The 18,463-nt window shown below is 39.0% G+C and carries 14 protein-coding genes; 13 read left to right on the top strand and 1 reads right to left on the bottom strand.

Features of this window, described 5'->3' with window-relative positions; translation table 11 throughout:
- Positions 1–8: 8 nt before the first annotated feature.
- From KH109_RS01490 to KH109_RS01430, 13 genes are all read left to right on the top strand, one after another.
- Positions 9–863 carry a hypothetical protein gene (locus KH109_RS01490; protein WP_295215017.1) on the top strand — a complete coding sequence of 285 codons (855 nt, stop codon included), beginning with the start codon at positions 9–11 and terminating at the stop codon, positions 861–863.
- On the top strand, positions 847–1,443 hold the full coding sequence (locus KH109_RS01485; RefSeq protein ID WP_295215015.1) for a fimbrial assembly protein: 597 nt from the start codon (positions 847–849) through the stop codon (positions 1,441–1,443). Before KH109_RS01490 ends, KH109_RS01485 begins: the two co-directional genes overlap by 17 nt.
- 205 nt (positions 1,444–1,648) lie before the next feature.
- Positions 1,649–1,840 (top strand): hypothetical protein, encoded by a 192-nt coding sequence (locus KH109_RS01480; protein WP_082717862.1) that lies wholly within the window; start codon positions 1,649–1,651, stop codon positions 1,838–1,840.
- A 127-nt stretch (positions 1,841–1,967) separates the two neighbouring features.
- Positions 1,968–2,852, top strand: coding sequence for a shikimate kinase (locus tag KH109_RS01475; protein WP_295215013.1), 885 nt, complete (start codon positions 1,968–1,970; stop codon positions 2,850–2,852).
- Positions 2,824–3,738, top strand: coding sequence for an ATP-dependent 6-phosphofructokinase (locus KH109_RS01470; protein ID WP_295215354.1), 915 nt, complete (start codon positions 2,824–2,826; stop codon positions 3,736–3,738). The genes KH109_RS01475 and KH109_RS01470 overlap by 29 nt, the downstream gene beginning before the upstream one ends.
- A 169-nt stretch (positions 3,739–3,907) precedes the next feature.
- Entirely contained in the window at positions 3,908–4,990 is a 1,083-nt protein-coding gene (locus tag KH109_RS01465; protein WP_295215010.1) for an efflux RND transporter periplasmic adaptor subunit, read from the top strand.
- 12 nt (positions 4,991–5,002) lie between these two features.
- Entirely contained in the window at positions 5,003–5,725 is a 723-nt protein-coding gene (locus tag KH109_RS01460; protein ID WP_005386312.1) for an ABC transporter ATP-binding protein, read from the top strand.
- Positions 5,718–6,929: an ABC transporter permease gene (locus KH109_RS01455; protein ID WP_295215007.1), complete on the top strand. Its 1,212-nt coding sequence runs from the start codon at positions 5,718–5,720 to the stop codon at positions 6,927–6,929. The genes KH109_RS01460 and KH109_RS01455 overlap by 8 nt, the downstream gene beginning before the upstream one ends.
- A gap of 222 nt (positions 6,930–7,151) precedes the next feature.
- The gene (locus tag KH109_RS01450) at positions 7,152–7,616 is read left to right on the top strand and encodes a PaaI family thioesterase (protein WP_295215004.1); all 465 of its coding nucleotides are present in this window, start codon (positions 7,152–7,154) and stop codon (positions 7,614–7,616) included.
- Positions 7,617–7,652: 36 nt separating this feature from the next.
- Positions 7,653–8,675 (top strand): phenylalanine--tRNA ligase subunit alpha, encoded by a 1,023-nt coding sequence (pheS, locus tag KH109_RS01445; protein ID WP_295215001.1) that lies wholly within the window; start codon positions 7,653–7,655, stop codon positions 8,673–8,675.
- A 9-nt stretch (positions 8,676–8,684) separates the two neighbouring features.
- Positions 8,685–11,129, top strand: coding sequence for a phenylalanine--tRNA ligase subunit beta (gene pheT / locus KH109_RS01440; RefSeq protein WP_295214998.1), 2,445 nt, complete (start codon positions 8,685–8,687; stop codon positions 11,127–11,129).
- Between the two features lie 88 nt (positions 11,130–11,217).
- A complete protein-coding gene (locus tag KH109_RS01435) occupies positions 11,218–13,641 on the top strand; it encodes a U32 family peptidase (protein ID WP_295214996.1) in 2,424 nt (807 codons plus the stop codon).
- 13 nt (positions 13,642–13,654) lie between these two features.
- The gene (locus KH109_RS01430) at positions 13,655–16,033 is read left to right on the top strand and encodes an endonuclease MutS2 (protein ID WP_295214993.1); all 2,379 of its coding nucleotides are present in this window, start codon (positions 13,655–13,657) and stop codon (positions 16,031–16,033) included.
- A 185-nt stretch (positions 16,034–16,218) separates the two neighbouring features.
- Here KH109_RS01430 and KH109_RS01425 read toward each other — a convergent pair whose 3' ends face one another.
- Positions 16,219–18,306: a penicillin-binding protein 1A gene (locus KH109_RS01425; RefSeq protein WP_295214990.1), complete on the bottom strand. Its 2,088-nt coding sequence runs from the start codon at positions 18,304–18,306 to the stop codon at positions 16,219–16,221.
- Between the last annotated feature and the right edge of the window lie 157 nt (positions 18,307–18,463).

Here is an 18,463-nt window from a genome sequence, read left to right as displayed (position 1 = left end):
GTGAATCTATGAAACGAAAAAAGAAAATACATACTGGAGTATGCATTACAGATGAACATATTGTATGTGTTACAGCTCATGTAGAAAATAAAACTATGGTCATTACCGATGCACTAGAAATGAAACGCAGTGCACCTATTGATGAGGATATTCGAAAATTTATTGAAATGTATGATTTAGATGATGGTGCCTACAGCATTGTTGCAAATATTGATACACAAATGCATGTGGCACCTTATGATCCTCATGATTTTGATATGAAAGAGTTCATCAAGTGGAATGTAGAGGACTACTTTAGCTTTGATGGAGATAGCTTCCAAATGGATGCGTGTCGCCGAGAATATCCAAGACATAATTATCATATGTTTATGGTAGCTGTAGAGCGTCATTCATTAGAACTGTTAAAACAAGGAATACGAGACACTTATGCTCCAGTAGATGTAATCGATTTTTGGCCTATCCCTATTTGTTACAGTTTGATGCGGCGTAGTGGGACTGTAACAGGCGTTGTTGAAAAGGGTGATTTACACTTATGGCTATGGTGGAACGATATATGTATTCAAGAATGTAGAATTCCAATTACTAGTACCGATGTATCAGAAGGGATAGAACAGCTTGAGGCTAGATTGCAGGAGTTTGGCGTAGATGAAATACAAGGCATTAAGCTGTATGGTTTAGAACAGTTAACTGAAGAGGAACGAAAGGATATAGAAGCTATTATTTCTATATATGGAGAGACGGACTATATTCCTCTACTATTTTTAGGTCGTGGTCGTAATCGGTGTAAACTAGGCCAACTAGATTGGGATATGGCCATTGGTATGGCAGCAAGGGGGCTTAAATGGATTGGCTTGGGCTGGTAAGGATAGACACATTAATTTAATGCCTCGTTCGTTATATTGGCATAGTATGTGGCATAGATATCGATATTATCTATATGGAATGAGTATTATATACGGAATAGTAGGATTATTATCTCTAGGTTGTTGCTGGTCTAGTTACGAACATTATAAAGCTGAAAAATCAGAACTATTGAGTCTATTAGAAAATCCACAGTATCAGTCCATAGGGAAACAGTATGCAGATATAATAGCCGTTAAAGATCAAATTCTTAAGAATAGTTCAAAAAATAATACATCATCTATGATTCAAAATACTATAGTCCTATATGTCATTGATATAGCTATGGAGCAAGGTATTAGTTTACAGCACCTCCATATAAAAGATGGACAGATTAGTGTGGATGGTGTAGGTGTTACTGATGACGCGTGTCGTAAGTTTATAGCTAGTCTTCAACACAGACTAATAGGAATGGAGTGTCATGGAACAGTTAAAGCAGATAAAGGTATATATACATTCCATGTGGAAGGATCTAAAGGAGAGCACAACACATCCAGTAGAGAAGATACTAATGATCGTAATAGTGTGGAGCATCATCATTAGTAGTTCACTATATGGATTTATTAGTTTAAATCAGAAAGTTATTCAATTGAAAGAGCGACAAGAAAACTATGTTATTAAAATGCATGCTGAGTCAGATTATATTGTATCTAAGGAAGCCAAATTGTTAGAGTCATTTACGCAAAATAAGGTATCTAACACGAGTTCTAATACAAGTGTTTTTGATTCTTTGCAAGGAGAACCATTAATGATTGTTAGTACTGATGAGCATGAAGGTGTATTAGAGTTAACTGTATTAGGGAGTACAGAACGACTTATAAACTGGATTAATACTGTTGATGAGAAAGAACCTTCACGCCGTATAGAAATAGAGGACATAGAACGGAAAGGCAATGTCGTATACGTGCATTGTGCAGTGAAACCAACTATGAGGTCTTAACATATAAATTGTTTTTAGTAATACTAATAGAGACAGATTATAGAGAGTTAATCTATAGTCTGTCTTTGTTTTTATAGCATTTTATAGTACAATGAAGGATATGAAATAATAAGGGGCACATAAATAGATGATAATAAAACGCAATATTATGCTCATCGGTTCTATGGGAAGTGGCAAAAGTCATTTCGGTCGTAATCTTGCAGAACGCAAGGGATGGCAATTTGTAGATACTGATCGCGTATTAGAAGGTCGTTTTGGGTTGCCTATTGCTGAAATATTCAAGAAAATTGGAGAAAAAGCATTCCGTCGTGCTGAAATGGATGTACTTAAAAAGGTATGCTTATACCATGAAGCGGTTATATCTGTAGGTGGTAATTTTCCGATTGAACATCGTACGTTAAAAGTATTAAAAAAATACTCATATATTATTGGTATTCGCGCTGCACAATTTCGTATTGTGAGCCGTGTAAATCGCCGAATTGGGAAACGGCCAACTATGGATTACAATAATGTACATGCTTTTGTACACGCTATGATACAATCCTGGAAACCAGTATATAAGCAGTGTGATTTTGTACTAGATACAACAAATGGTCGGACCTATGATTTTATGCAACGTATTGAAGATGAATTAGTTGCTTCAGGCGTGCAATTTAAAGCAAGACGTCAACCCAATGATATGAACAATGGAGATGATAAAGAATCATCTCAAGAACTAAAACTAAATAATTCTGTTACTAGAAATACAAATGATAGTAGAATACCTAAGAAAATAGAAGCTCATAAACGAACTTCTCAAACATTAGGTTCTAATAAGGTAGGATCTAATACATCTTGCTGTGATAAACGTCGTAAACAGAAGACGTCTAATCAGGCAGGTAAAGGACGTAAGTCAGAAGCTATATCCAAACAACGTACACCACAAGGGGGTAATGGATATGAGAAGAATCGCAATACTAACAAGCGGCGGAGACGCACCTGGCATGAACGCCGCCATCAGAGCGATAACTAGAAAAGCAATACATGAAGGTTTTGAAGTGTTCGGCGTTGAACGTGGCTATTTAGGCATTATGGAAGAGCAATTTATTCCTTTATCAAACCGCTCTGTAGGAGGCATTATTACTCAAGGTGGAACGATGCTAAAAACAGCTCGTTTTCCAGAGTTCCAAAATGAGGATGTTCAAAAAAAGGCCTATGATATATTGAAGTCTCATAGTATCGATCACCTTATTGTTATCGGTGGTGATGGATCTATGCGAGGCGCTACGAGTTTAGCGAAACTAGGTATGTCCACAATGACTATTCCTTGTACCATAGATAATGATATGGGTGGCACTCAATATACTATAGGCTTTGATACGGCGCTCAATACTGTAGTTGATGCGGTTGGTAGAATTCGTGATACTTCTAATTCACATGAACGAGTAGCCATTGTCGAAGTAATGGGACGTAAAGCAGGTCATATTGCGCTTAAAGCTGGACTTGCATGTGGTGCAGAAATTGTACTCGTTCCTGAAAATCCTATGCCTTTACATGAGGTGTGTCGCCATTTAAAGGAGACACAGATTCGTGGTAAAGAATATAGTGTGATACTCGTTGCAGAAGGTGCTTATAATAGTGGGGAAGTTAAATCCTATATTAAGAATCATACGGAATTTGATCCGAGCTTGACTGTATTGGGGTATTTACAACGCGGTGGCGGTCCATCTGCATTTGATGCTATTTTAGCGGCTCGTATGAGTGAAACCTGTATTGAGTTATTGATGAATGGTACAGATAATCGATTATTGGGCTATATAGATGGTCATATTCGTCCTATTTCCTATCAAGAGGCAGAAAGTCTTAGTTTCCCTATCAATGATAAGGACTATACACTTTTATCAATCTTAAGCAGTTGATATTATTTAATGACCCGAAAGGGTCATTTTCTTTTTATCATCATTTATTCATTAATGAAATTATATTGCATAAAAGTAATTGGTGCTGTATAATTTAAAAATACTAATAGTATCATCATAAATAGATACTTTATTGGCAATATCTTCATCTTTTTATAAGGAGATTATAATGAAAGAATTCTTACAAAAGCATCGTAAACGCATTATTGCTGGTGCTGTTGTTCTTTGTGTTCTTGGTGGTGGTACATACTACTACATGCATAGTGAAGGTTCTAAGCAAACACAAAACTTATATACTACTGGCAAGGTAGAAAAGGGTGATGTAAAAACAAGTATTAGTGCTACGGGTACTATTAACCCTGTTAATTATGTAGACGTTTCTACGAATGTGGCTGGTAAACTTGAAAAAGTTTTAGTTAAAGAGAATGATCAAGTTACAGCTGGTCAAGTGATTGCCTATATTGATACACGTCAATTACAAGCCTCTGCAGATGATGCTCGTGCTGCATTAGCTAAGGCGGAACTTGATATGAACCGCTATAAAGCATTAGCCGATCAAAATGCTATTGCTCAACAAACCTATGATGATTCTGTAACAGCTTATGAACGGGCAAAATCTGCGTATGACCGTGCAGCAGCAGATTTAAATGATGCTACTATTACGGCGCCAATGTCTGGTACTGTTATTGGTACACCGTTGAAAGCTGGTCAAACTATCAGTACTGGCATTTCTACACAAATGATTATCGCTACGATTGCAGATTTAAGTGATTTAGAAATTTACCTAACTGTAGATGAAACAGATATTGGTAGTATTAAACAGGGCGCTAAAGTAGAATTTACAGTAGACTCTAAGCCAGGTGAAACTTTCACAGGATACGTGTCTGAAATTGCAAAAGGTACAAAAGGCAATATGGGCGCTACAAGCAATAGCGTTGTGTACTATACCGTAAAAGTTCAAATTCCTGAAAATATTTCTAACAATTTCTTACCATCTATGACGGCACGTGCAACTATCTTTGGCGAAGATATTAAAAATACATTGGTAGTACCTCTTACTGCAGTGCGTACAGATAAGCAAGGAGAATATGTATATGTTATTAAAGATGGTCAACCAGTACGTACAGCTGTTTCTACAGGTGTAACTGGTGATACTAATGTACAAATTCTAAAAGGTTTATCTGAAGGTGATGAAATCATCGTAAGTGGTGATGTAACAGCACCTAAGAATAATAGCCGTGGACCGTTCTAATAGTAGGTGAATATGAATCAAGCAGTAATCGATATACAAGGGATTACGAAGACCTATGTAAATGGTAAATTATCGGTGCCTGTTCTGCATGGCATCGATTTACAGGTCAACAAAGGCGAATTTGTGTCTATTATGGGTCCATCTGGTTCTGGTAAATCTACCTTTATGAACATACTTGGTTGTTTAGATAGACCAACAACAGGTTCATACCGCCTAAATGGCGATGAGGTTGCAACCTTATCCGACGATGAATTGGCCTTTGTACGAAACAAACAAATAGGCTTTGTATTCCAAAGTTTTAACTTATTAACAAAATTGACAGCCTTAGAGAATGTGGCGCTCCCTATGATTTATGCAGGGATGGATAAAAAGTCACGTAATGAACGTGCCGCTGCATTGTTATCCTCTGTTGGCCTTGGGGATCGTATGGATCACTTGCCATCTGAGTTATCTGGTGGTCAGCGTCAACGTGTAGCCATAGCTCGCGCGTTAGCGAATAATCCTGCTATCATCATGGCCGATGAACCGACAGGCAACCTTGACTCCAAGTCGACTATTGATGTTATGAATATCTTTAGAGGACTCTATGATGAAGGGCGTACAATTATCCTCGTTACTCATGAACCTGAAATTGCAACCTATGCCAGTCGTAATGTAGTATTGCGTGATGGTTTGATTGTAGAGGATTCTCAAAATCTCAATATGACGCCTGTACAGGAGGTGCCACATGTATAAAGAGAGTTTCTTAATGGCATGGGCATCCCTCATTGCTAATAAAATGCGATCCATTTTGACCATGTTAGGCATTATTATCGGTGTAGCTGCCGTAATTGCCTTAGTATCTATTGGTAATGGTGTAAAGCAAGATATCCAAAACTCCATCTCTAGCTTAGGTTCTAATCTATTGATGGTTATGCCTGGGGCACCACGCACACCAGGTGTTCGACCTTCTGCAGGTTCTATGAAGTCTTTAAAGGTTTCTGATTACGAAGCTATTTCAAAATTGGATGGTGTGAAAGCGGCCAGTCCGATGACAAATGGCTCGTATGTAGTGATTTATCAAAATAAGAACTGGACTACTTCAGTATCTGGTGTTAGTTATAATTATTTAGATGTAAATAATTGGTCTATGAAATCCGGTCGATTCTTGTCTGAAAAGAATGTACAGAATCGTGAACGCGTTGCAGTCGTAGGTAAAACAGTTGTTAAGAATCTATTTGGTGATGAAGATCCAGTAGGTGCTGAAATTCGTGTCAAAAACATTCCATTCCGTATCATTGGTGTCCTTAATAGTAAGGGCAGTGGTGCTATGGGTAATGACCAAGATGATATGGTAATTATTCCATATACTACAGCTATGGAACGGGTAGAAGGTGTTGACTATCTCCGCATGATCTACGTAGTAGGTAAGGATGAAAGCGGTATCGATCGTTTGCAATCCGATATTGAAAACCTATTGCGAGTACGTCATGGTATTAAGGATACAAACCTCGATGATTTTAATATCCAAAACATGAACTCCATCATGGAAACCATGGAAGAAACTACAGGAACCTTAACATTATTCCTTGGTGCCGTAGCTGCTATTTCTCTCGTTGTTGGTGGTATTGGCATTATGAATATTATGCTCGTATCTGTAACTGAACGGACAAGAGAGATTGGGGTACGTAAAGCGCTGGGTGCTACTTATAGTGTTATCGTTACACAGTTTCTTATCGAGGCTGTTGTTATCAGTCTGATGGGGGGCATCATAGGTATTGCACTCGGTATAGGGGCCTCTAAGTTAATTGGTATGGCTTCGGGCATGAGTACAGTTATATCTATACCAACTATTGTAATGTCTTTTGCCTTCTCTATGGCAATTGGTTTGATCTTTGGTATTTATCCAGCTCGCAAGGCGGCAAAACTTAATCCAATTGATGCATTACATTATGAATAGTCTTGAATTGTAAGTTTGTATTTTAAGAACATACTAATAAATAGATAGAGTTATTCGCATATGGTGCGTTGCATGATACAATATGTATGATGTAACGCACCATTTTTATATGTTTGTATTGAATTTTTGGTATATAACTATAGAGATTTTGATACAGGTATTGTATAGACTTAGTATTTAGATTAGTTAATCTATGGGTGCGTATATAGAATGGAGAACCTTATGGCTACAACATTGTTAGAATATTTCAACGAATTACGAGGTCAGAATCCATTTTCTTGGGTAAAAGATTCTGAAATTACAGCAGTTGAACCAGGTCATGCAGAAATGACCTTGCAAACTAATGACACAGAGTATTGCAATTTTAGAGGGGACTTGCATGGCGCTGTTTGTATTGGTTTAGCAGATAGTGTGATGGGGACGGCATGTTTTACATTGGGTAAATCTGTGAGCACCATTGATCTTAATGGTAATTATGTGAAAGCTGTTAAAGGCGGTACCGTATTGCGTGGTGTAGCTAATGTAGAGCACAGTGGTAAAACAACCATGGTTGCTACAGCACGTATCTATAATGAATTAGGTGAACTAGTTCATTTAGCACGGGGTACATTTTTTGTACTAGAAGAGAAGCCATTACCTGAATTACCATGGCGTTTTATTGAAGAAGACAACCCTGATTTGGTATAATATAGTTTAGACTTTTAAATATAGGAGGATGCTTTAATGAAAGAAGAATTACAACGGATTAAGGCTGAAGCTCTTGATGCGATTAAAGGGTTGACAGATATACAATCACTGCAAGATATACGCGTTAAATATTTAGGTAAAAAAGGTGAGGTAACGGCATTACTAAAAGGTCTTGGTAAATTATCTCCAGAAGAACGCCCGAAGGCTGGCGCCCTCGTTAATGCTGTTCGTGAAGCATTAGAAGCCGAAATTGATACGGTTAAAGTTCGTATGGAAACGGCAGAGTTAAACGCTCGTTTAGAACAAGAACGCATCGATATTACATTGCCTGGTCGTGCAGTAAAATCTGGTCATATCCATCCATTAACTAAGGTTAATGAAATGATTGAAGACTTCTTTATGAAAATGGGGTATACCGTTGAAGAGGGGCCAGAAATTGAACAGGATTACTTTAACTTTGAATGCTTAAATTTGCCTAAAGATCATCCTGCCCGTGATATGCAAGATTCCTTCTATATTACAGAAAACTTCTTATTGCGTACGCATACATCTCCAGTACAAGCTCGTACAATGCAACGTCATGAGCCAAACAGCCCAATCCGTATGATTGCGCCTGGTAAGGTTTATCGTTGGGACTATGATGCGACACATTCCCCAGTATTCCATCAAGTGGAAGGTCTCATCATTGACGAGCATATTACATTTGCTGATTTGAAAGGTACATTAGAGTCCTTCTTACGTCACATGTATGGTGATGAAACAAAGGTACGTTTCCGTACAAGCTTCTTCCCATTCACAGAACCATCTGCCGAAGTAGATATCTCCTGTGTTATGTGCGGTGGTGAAGGTTGCCGTGTATGTTCTCATACAGGTTGGCTTGAAATCTTAGGCTGCGGTATGGTTCATCCTGATGTATTGCGCATTAATGGGTACGATCCTGAAAAGGTTAAAGGCTTTGCCTTTGGCATGGGCGTAGAACGTATTGCTATGCTTTTATACGGCATTAACGATTTACGTCTATTCTTTGAAGATGATGTACGATTCTTGGAACAATTTTAGGAGGAACTCATGAAAGCAAGTTTACAGTGGATGAACGAATACGTGCCTGTGGATATGAATCGTCCTGCTCAAGAATTGGCCGATGAATTAACACAAGCTGGTATTCCTGTAGAAGATGTCATTGCTATGGATAATGGCATTAAGAAAATTTATACTGGTAAAATCGTAGAGATTACAAAGCATCCAGATGCAGATAAATTACAAGTATGCCAAGTTGAATGCCTTACTGAAGAAGGTGAGCCTGTTACTAAACAAATCGTAACAGCAGCCACAAATGTAGCGGTAGGTCAAATTGTACCTGTAGCGTACCATAAGTCTCGCCTAGCTGATGGCACAGAGATTAAAAAAGGTAAATTGCGCGGCGAAGTATCTGAAGGCATGTTCTGTTCCGTTGCAGAATTTGGTATCTCCAGCGATTTAGTATTGCCAGAAGAAGCACAAGGGATTTATATCTTCCCTGAAGGTACGCCAATTGGCCTTGATGTAAAAGACGTATTGGGCTTAAATGATACAGTGTATGAATTTGAATTGACTGCAAACCGTGCAGATTGCTTCTCCATGGTTGGCTTATCCCGCGAATTCGGCATGATGACAAATCAAAAAGCGTTATTCCCTGTTATCATGGTTAACGAAAATGGTGAGTCCATTGAAGGCAAAGCATCTGTATCTATTGAAGCTGATGATCTTTGTACACGATTCATGTCTCGTATCGTTACAGATGTAAAGGTTGAGCCATCTCCATTGTGGATGCAAAATCGTTTGCGTAACAGCGGCATCCGTCCTATTAATAATGTAGTAGACGTAACAAACTATGTTATGTTAGAACTTGGTCAACCTATGCATGCCTATGACTATGACCATGTAAAAGGTCATCAATTAGTGGCAAGACGTGCTAAAAATGGTGAAGTTCTTGTTACACTTGATGGTTCTGAACGTGAATTGAATGATTCTATGCTTATAATTGCCGATGCAGAACGCCCAGTAGGTGTTGCAGGTATCATGGGGGGCTTTGATAGTGAAGTAACCAATGAAACGACTACTGTTATGCTTGAAGCTGCTGTGTTTAATGGACCATCCATTCGCCGTACTGCAAAAGCGCTTGGTATGCGTTCTGAAGCATCTGGACGTTTTGAACGTGGCGTAAACCATAAATACACTGCCTATGCTATCGATAGAGCAGCACAGTTGTTGCAACAAATTTGCCCATCCTGTAAAGTTGACGTAGGCATTATCGATGTGTACAAGAACCCTGTAGAGCAACATACAGTTACTTTCACAGCAAAACAAATCAACGATTACTTGGGTACAAATATCGAAAAAGACGAAATGGTTCGCATTTTGACTGCTCTTGAATTCGTTGTAACTGAAGAAGGGGACCAATTATCTGCCCTCGTTCCAACATGGCGCGGTGACGTAACAGTAATGCCTGATATCGCTGAAGAGGTAGCTCGTATTTATAACTATGATAATATCGCTCCTACAATTCCTGTAGCCGTATTGTCCTCTGGTGGTATGACGCCTAAGAAAGCTCTTACGAAAGAGGTAACACATACGTTAGCTAAATTGGGTATGACTCAAATCATTACATTTAGCTTTATGCATAAAGATGGCCTTTCCAATATGATGCTTCCTGAAGGGGATAGCCGTTATACAGCCATTCCAATTTTGAATCCTATTTCCGAAGAATTCCCTTATATGCGTACTACATTGGTGCCGGCTGTTATCGAAGCTGCCAAACGCAATATTGCGCAACAAAATAAGGATCTTTGGTTGTTTGAAACAGCGAATGTATATGAACCAAAAGCATTGCCTTTAACAGAGGTACCTCATGAACGCCCTATGGCTTGTGGTATTTTGATGGGCAAGGTGAATCAAGCTAGTTGGAATCAAACAGAACGTACTACAGACTTCTATGATGTAAAAGGCATCATAGATGAATTGTTGGCGGAACTTGGCGTTACAGACTACGATATTAATCGTGGCACTGAGCCATACTTACACCCAGGTGTAAGTGCTCAATACCTTGTAGATGGTAAAATGATTGCTCAATATGGCGAATTACATCCACAAGTGAGCAAAAACTTTGACTTGCCTGGTAAAGTATATATGTTTGAAATCGATTTAGAAGCAGTATTATCTTTGACGATTCCAACATTCCGCTATACATCCTTCAGTAAATTCCCAGGTACTAGCCGTGACCTTGCTATCGTAGCACCTGTGTCCGTTACTAGTGGTGAAATTTTATCTATTATTAAAGAGCATGGTGGAGAATATTTAGAAAATGCATCTATCTTCGACGTTTATGAAGGTAAACATATTGAAGCTGGTTATCGCAGTCTTGCGTACAACTTGCAATTCCGCTCTATGGAAGGCACGTTGAACGATGAAGATATTGACGGTAATATTCAAGCTATTATCGATGCATTAGCAGAAATCAACTGCAGATTACGTTAATCTCAAGCAGTATATTGAAAGGGTTTACCGTATGGTAAACCCTTTTAGTACTATAGTTATACCTTTAGTTAGGTAGAAAGGATTATCCATGGAATTATTGGCTCCTGCCGGTACGATGGAAAACTTTATAGCCGCTTTAGAATCTGGGGCTGATGCTATTTATCTTGGTGGTAAAGGCTTTAATGCCCGTGCTCATGCAGCAAACTTTGGCATTGAAGAACTGGCTGAGGCTATTCGTTTGGCCCATATTTTAGATGTGTCCGTCTATGTAACCGTAAACATCCTCATCGGTGATTCCGAATTAAAGGCTCTCGAGGCGTATTTAAAGGACTTAGAGCGCATCGGTGTGGATGCTATTATCGTTCAAGATTTAGCCGTTGCTAAATTGGCACAACGAGTGGCTCCTAAACTTCACTTGCATGGCAGTACGCAAATGACGGCGGCTACACTTGATGCAGTTCGTTTTTATGAAAGCCTCGGTTTTACCCGTGTTGTATTGGCTCGTGAATTGAGCCTCCCTGAAATCGAACATATTTGTAAAAACTGTACGGCTGAAATAGAAGTCTTTGTACATGGTGCCTTATGTGTGTGCTATTCTGGTCAATGCTTGATGAGTTCCTTTATCGGTGGTCGCAGTGGTAACCGTGGTGCTTGTGCTCAGCCTTGCCGTTTGCCATATGAACTATTGGATTCTTCTGGTACGAGTTTGCTACCTAAACACGAAGCTTATTTATTGAGCCCTAAAGATCTTAACTATAGTGAGCATATGAATGAGCTAGTAGCTGCCGGTGTTACATCCTTTAAGGTAGAAGGGCGTATGAAAAAGGTTTCCTATGTTCGTCAAGTTATTGGGACATATCGTCATATTTTAGATACAGCTCATATGGATGCTGCTGATGCCGATGCATTGGCGTCTGGGTTTAATCGTGGGTTCTCTACAGATTATTTAACTGACCATGTTGGGAAATCTATGATGACTGTTGTAGCTCCAAATAATCAAGGGAAATTGATTGGTAAAGCAGAAATCAAAAAGGGCCAAGTTCATTTATTCCTAACAGAACCGATTGAAAAAGGATCACTTTTAAAGGTTATGCAAGCATCCGGTAGTATTACGTATTATCAAATCGATCAAAACTGGTCCTTAGTAGATGAAAAGCATTTTGTAGGTAAGCCTGATGAAGGCTTTGCGGCAGGGCAAGTATTCTTAGCATCTACTCCAAAATCTCAAAAGCAACGAGGCTTGCAAGATTTTAGTGCTAAATTAGAGGTACATGGGTATCTATCTATTAATACGGAGCAAGATACACCTTGTACAGAATTAACCTTTGTATTGAATGATGGGCATACTGTGACAGTATCTAATGAGTTTGAACCGGTTTATGCTAATAATAAACCGACTACATTAGAGAAGGTTACAGATCAAGTAGGTAGATTAGGCAATACATTGTTTACGCTTGGCTCTATGTCTATCCCTGAAGGTCCGTATATGTGGCCAGCTAGTGTATTAAATGCATTGCGTCGCGATGCTGTTGAGGCACTAGAAAACTTGTTAATCACAGACCATGAAACGGCTTGGGCTGAGTTGACTGTAGTGCCTCAAGATATGTCATCTATGGTTGCTAAGGATAAGGTTCAATATTCTGAGCCTATGGTGAGTACTCGCGTTGATGAACTAGAGGCTGTGAAAGCAGCTATTGAAGGGGGCGCTAAGAAGATTATCTTCGGTGGTGACCGTTTACAACGTAAGCCTTATGAACTTAGCATCTACGAGCAGGTAGCTAAGCTTTGCAAAGACCATAATGTACTTTGTGTATTTGCTACGCCTCGGGTTGTGAAAGATGATGAAGTTGAGGCGTATATGAATACCCTTAAGGCCATAGTTGAGGCGAAACCAGATAGCATTTCTATTCACGTCCCACAGGCTTTATTGTGGCTTCGTGATTTAGGGTATAAAGGTGCTATTGAAGCTGATACGGGCCTTAACATATTTAATGGCTTTGCCTTACAAGTATGGCAAGATTTTAATATGAGTAGTATAGCTCCATCCTTAGAGTTAACATTAACACAACTCGTAAGCTTACAAAAATCTACCAATTTGCCATTAGAGGTCATGGTTCATGGGTATACGGAAATGATGATTTCTGAATACTGTGCCATCGCTAGCTTTGTAGGGACTGGTAAAAAAGAAAATTGTCCTATGCCGTGTGTAAAGGAAGATTACGCATTGAAGGATCGTAAAGGGGAAGTGTTCCCACTTCGCACTGATCCTTATTGCCGTATGCACATCATGAACAGTCATGAAATGGATATGCGTGCCTACGTGCCAGAGTTACAGCGAAAAGGGCTACATATTTTGCGTATTGATGGACGGCATATGGATCCAAAGCGATTGCGTACTATTGTAGCAGATTATGTATCCATTCAAAATGGAACTCAAGAGGCTCCTCCTAAGAGTGTAGGTAAAGATGATACGCCTATTACAAGGGGCCACTATTTTAGAGGTATTTTATAAAAGAGGTAGTACATTGTTTAACGAAGATGTATTAGACTTTCACCATATAAAAGAACAATTACAACAGCATTGTAGCTCTGCCATAGCTAAGGAATTGGCTATGAACATGGAGCCGATGATTGATGCGAAACAAATTCAAGAGAACCTTGATGAAACGGCAGAGGCAATGCGGTCATTGCAAACAGAGGTAGAACAACCATTGGGTGGAACACGAGATATTCGTGAGTCCTGTAAAAAGAGTCGTAAAGACTTTGTTCTTACTCGTGAAGCATTGTGGGATATTTATTTAACCATTGGTGCTTATAAGCGCATGACCAAGTTCTTTAGAACGAAATATATGGAATATCCGTTGCTATCCTTATGGGTACAGGATATGCCGAATACAGATCGCATTGAAAACCGTTTTAAACGGGTCTTTGATGAAAAAGGGGAATTGCTAGATACTGCATCTCCTAAGTTGGCGAGCCTTAGAAATACGATTATTAAAACACGTGAAAAGATTAAAAATGATATTCAAGCTATCTTACACGACAAAGATAATCAGAAGTATTTCCAAGAAACGATCATTACGCAGCGTAATAATCGTTATGTAATCCCTGTAAAACAGGAATATCGCCAATATTTTGATGGTCTTATTCACGACCGTTCTGCAACGGGTCAAACGCTATATATTGAACCGATGCGCTTGGTGAATCTAAATAATGAATTACAAGAGGCTTTGATTGGTGAAGAGCAAGAGGTATTGCGCATTTACCGTGAATTATCTGCCCTTGTAAAACAACATAGTAATGATTTGATGGATGCTTGTGAAAAGGTGTCTCACATCGAATTTGTATATGGTAAGGCGAGCCTTGCTATTTCCTATAAGGGTGTACCAGCCATATTGAGTACTGATAGAACAGTTAACCTCATGAGAGCTCGTCATCCATTAATTCCACCGAATGTGGTAGTGCCTACGAATATTGTATTAGGCACATCATATCGTATTCTATTAATTACTGGTTCTAATACAGGTGGTAAAACAGTATCCCTTAAAACATTAGGGTTATTGAGTTTAATGAACCAATGTGGTTTATTTATCCCTGCAGACCACGGCTCAATGTTGCCTGTATTTCATAATATCTTTGCCGATATTGGGGATGAACAAAGTATTGAGGCTAGCCTTAGTACGTTCTCTGCCCATATGACTCAAGTTATTTCCATCATTAAACATTGTGGTCCCAATGACTTGGTATTACTAGATGAGCTTGGTTCTGGTACAGATCCAGAGGAAGGTAGTGCTTTAGCTGTATCTATCCTTGAATTCTTCCGTAAAAAGGGCGCCCTTATGATGGTAAGTACTCATTACAATGAGCTTAAAAATTATGCATATCATACGGAAGGTATTGAAAATGGCCATGTTGAGTTTGATGAGCGTACCTTAAAACCAACATATCGACTTCATATCGGTGTAGCTGGTAGTAGCCATGCATTGAGTATTGCGGCTCGCTTAGGTTTACCAAAAGATATCGTAACGCGCGCTGCAGAGTATAAATCTCAATTTGGTAGCCATGAAATGGAAGAAGTTCTTTCAGATTTGAATGAGCAACTTCGTAAGGCATCTGAACGGGAAAGAGCCTTAAAGAAAGAGCTTGATGAAACACGTCGCATGCGTGGTCAATTAGAGAAGGAAAAGAAACAGTTTAACGAAAAGCGTAAACAAATCTTAGCCAAAGCTCAAGCTGATGCAGAATCTATGAAACGTAGCTTACGCGTCGAAGGGGAAGCGATTATCAAGCAATTGAAAGCACAATTCTCTGAAACAAATAAGGATAAGCGTCAATCTGCTATTAATGCAGCACGTAAGGGTATCTCTAATGTACATATACCAGAATCTCCAGTTGATGATGATCGTAAATCTTTGACTGCAGATGCTATTAAGGTAGGCCAAGCAGTATATGTTACATCTTTACGCTCATTAGGTACCGTATTAGCTATCAATGGTAATCGTGTGAATGTAGATATTAATGGATTAACAGCTACTGTAAAGGTTAGTGAATTACAATCTACTACACGTGAAGAAGGAAATAAGCTTGAACGGGAACAAAAAGCGGCTATGCCTAAGACTAGAAAACGTATGGGTGGCTCTGCCGTACAACGCCAAAAAGAGGTTCGTACTGAAATCAATATTCTCGGACAAACCGTAGATGAAGCGACAGTTTCTGTTGGTAGATTTATTGACCAAGCTTTACTTGGTGGTGTTAATCAAGTGCGCATTATTCACGGTAAGGGGACTGGCGCATTACGAGAAGGTGTACATCAATATTTGCGTACCTTACCGCATGTAGCTCATTTTGAAACGGCAGGCTATGATGAAGGTGGTGCAGGAGCTACCAATGTAGTTCTGAAATAAAGCTACTCAATAGTGATATAGTTATAGATAATACAGTAAATTATTATCGTCTATCAAATTGATTATGGGGTATAGCTATATACATATATAGAAATAGAAAAGGTAGTAAGTTCTTTGAACTTACTATCTTTTTTTACGTAAAAGAAAGGAGCGGAACACATGTTCCACTCCTTTAACGTATGAGATTAACGATCTTTTTTACTAGACTTTTTACTTTTCGATGAATTAGATTTCTGTTCAGTTGCATCATCTTTTGAGCCACTGTCATCTTTTACAGCTTCATCTTTCGATTTGTCTTTATCGTCTTTTTTGTCTGCTTTTTCGTCCTTAGAAGCTTCTTTTTTAGGCTGTGCTTTTACAGGATTATAATAACCTTCAGAAACAGCTGATTGAGCGCTAGCAGGAACGGAGAAGTCAGATGCAGGGGTGTTGGCAAGTGCATTAGCCATGAATTGACCCCACATAACAGCTGGTGTATCAGCACCAGTAATACCTAATGTTTCAGATCCGTAGTCATCACCAATCCAAACAGCAGCAACTAAATCAGGCGTATATCCAACGAACCAAGCATCTTTTTCATCATCTGTTGTACCTGTTTTACCAGCTGCAGGTCTACCGATAGCAGCATTGCCACCAGTACCGCCCTTTATAACAGATTCTAGCATATTTGTAATGATTGCTGCATCTTTTTCGTCTACAACGCGTTTTTCTTGGATGGAGTTTTCCTCTACCACTTGACCGTTGCGATCTACAATTTTAACGATTGCCGTAGGTTGAACCTTGATACCACCATTAGCGAGTACACCATAAGCTTGAACCATTTCAAGAGGTGTCACGCCGTGAGTTAAACCACCAAGTGCAGTAGACAAGTTATTATCTTGATCTGTAAGGGTAGTGATACCCATTTCTTTGGCAAGTTTAATAATCTTAGACATGCCTACTTCATCAGCAATTTTTACGGCAGGTATGTTACGAGAATGTTGTAATGCATAGCGATATGTAATATTACCTACGAAGTCATTTTCATAGTTTTTAGGGCTCCAGTTACCAAATGTAACAGGGCTATCATCTACGATAGAACCAGGAGTTTTACCAGATTGAATAGCTGCTAAATATACAAATGGCTTCATGGCGGAACCTGGTTGACGTTCTGCTTGTGTAGCACGGTTAAATGCATCATCACCGCGGCCACCAACCATAGCCATAATGTAACCATTATGAGGGTTCATAGCTACGATAGCACCTTGTGGTTGATGTAAACCATTGCTATCAGTGTAGTAATTAGGCAAGTTTTGCATTGCTGCTACAGCTGCATTTTGTGCATCCATATCAAGAGTTGTATAAATTTTTAAACCATCTTTATAGATTGCATCGTCGCCATATTTTTCAGAAACTTGTGCAATAACATAGTTAATGAAGTAAGACGCATTAGATTTTTCATGCGTTTGTTCTTGTTTTGCCACTAAGCCTAAATCTGCTTGACGTGCTTCATCAGCTTGCTCTTGTGTAATGTAACCGTATTTAACCATTTGGCCTAATACAACAGCTTGACGTTTTTTACTAGCTTCCAAATCATTGAATGGAGAGTAGTAGTTAGGACTTTGTGGTAAGCCTGCAATGAGTGCTGCTTGAGCTAGCGTTAATTGGCTAGCATCCTTACCAAAGTATACATGAGCTGCAGATTGTACACCGTATGCACCTTGGCCAAAGTAAATTTGGTTCATGTACATTTCAAGGATTTCATCCTTAGTGTAATGTTGTTCAATTTTAAGTGCTAGCAATGCTTCAGAAATTTTACGTTTAAATGTTCTGTCTTGAGATAAGAATGCATTACGCGCTAACTGTTGAGTGATTGTAGAACCACCTTCAGATACGCCACTATGAACAAGGTTAACCCATACAGCACGCAAGATACCAACAGGGTCGATACCATGATGGGAATAGAAGCGAGAGTCCTCAGTAGCAACAAAGGCATTTTGTAAATCCTTTGGTACATCTTTTAAAGGTACTGGTAATCTGTTCTCTGTGGAATGAACCGTTGTGATGAGATTACCATGGACATCGTAAATTTGAGACGATGCAGAAGGACGTACATTGGATACATCTGGTAGGTTAGACAGTGTAGCACTGATGAAACCACAGCCACCTCCGGCTACGATGAGTATAAGGAGAAGGGCACAAATCCAAAATAGACGCTTCGGACTTGTTTTCTTCGGTGTAGAGCCGCTACCATTAGAACGGCGGCTGCTTCTCGCATTTGAGTTATTACTCATAGAGTCACCTCTTTTTTCTTTTGTTAGTAAATATAACGTAAATTCTATTACGCAGTTATAAATATTATATCATAAAAGGGTTAAAACCAATACTATATATATAATTGTGAAAGTTTTTAGATAATGGTATACTAAAACAATAGTATTTCGAGGAGGA

The organism is Veillonella sp. (genome assembly GCF_018381775.1).
In the GTDB taxonomy this organism is placed as follows: Bacteria; Bacillota; Negativicutes; order Veillonellales; family Veillonellaceae; genus Veillonella.
The sequence above is the reverse complement of the archived record's forward strand: the minus strand, read 5'-3'. Positions and strand labels throughout refer to the sequence as shown.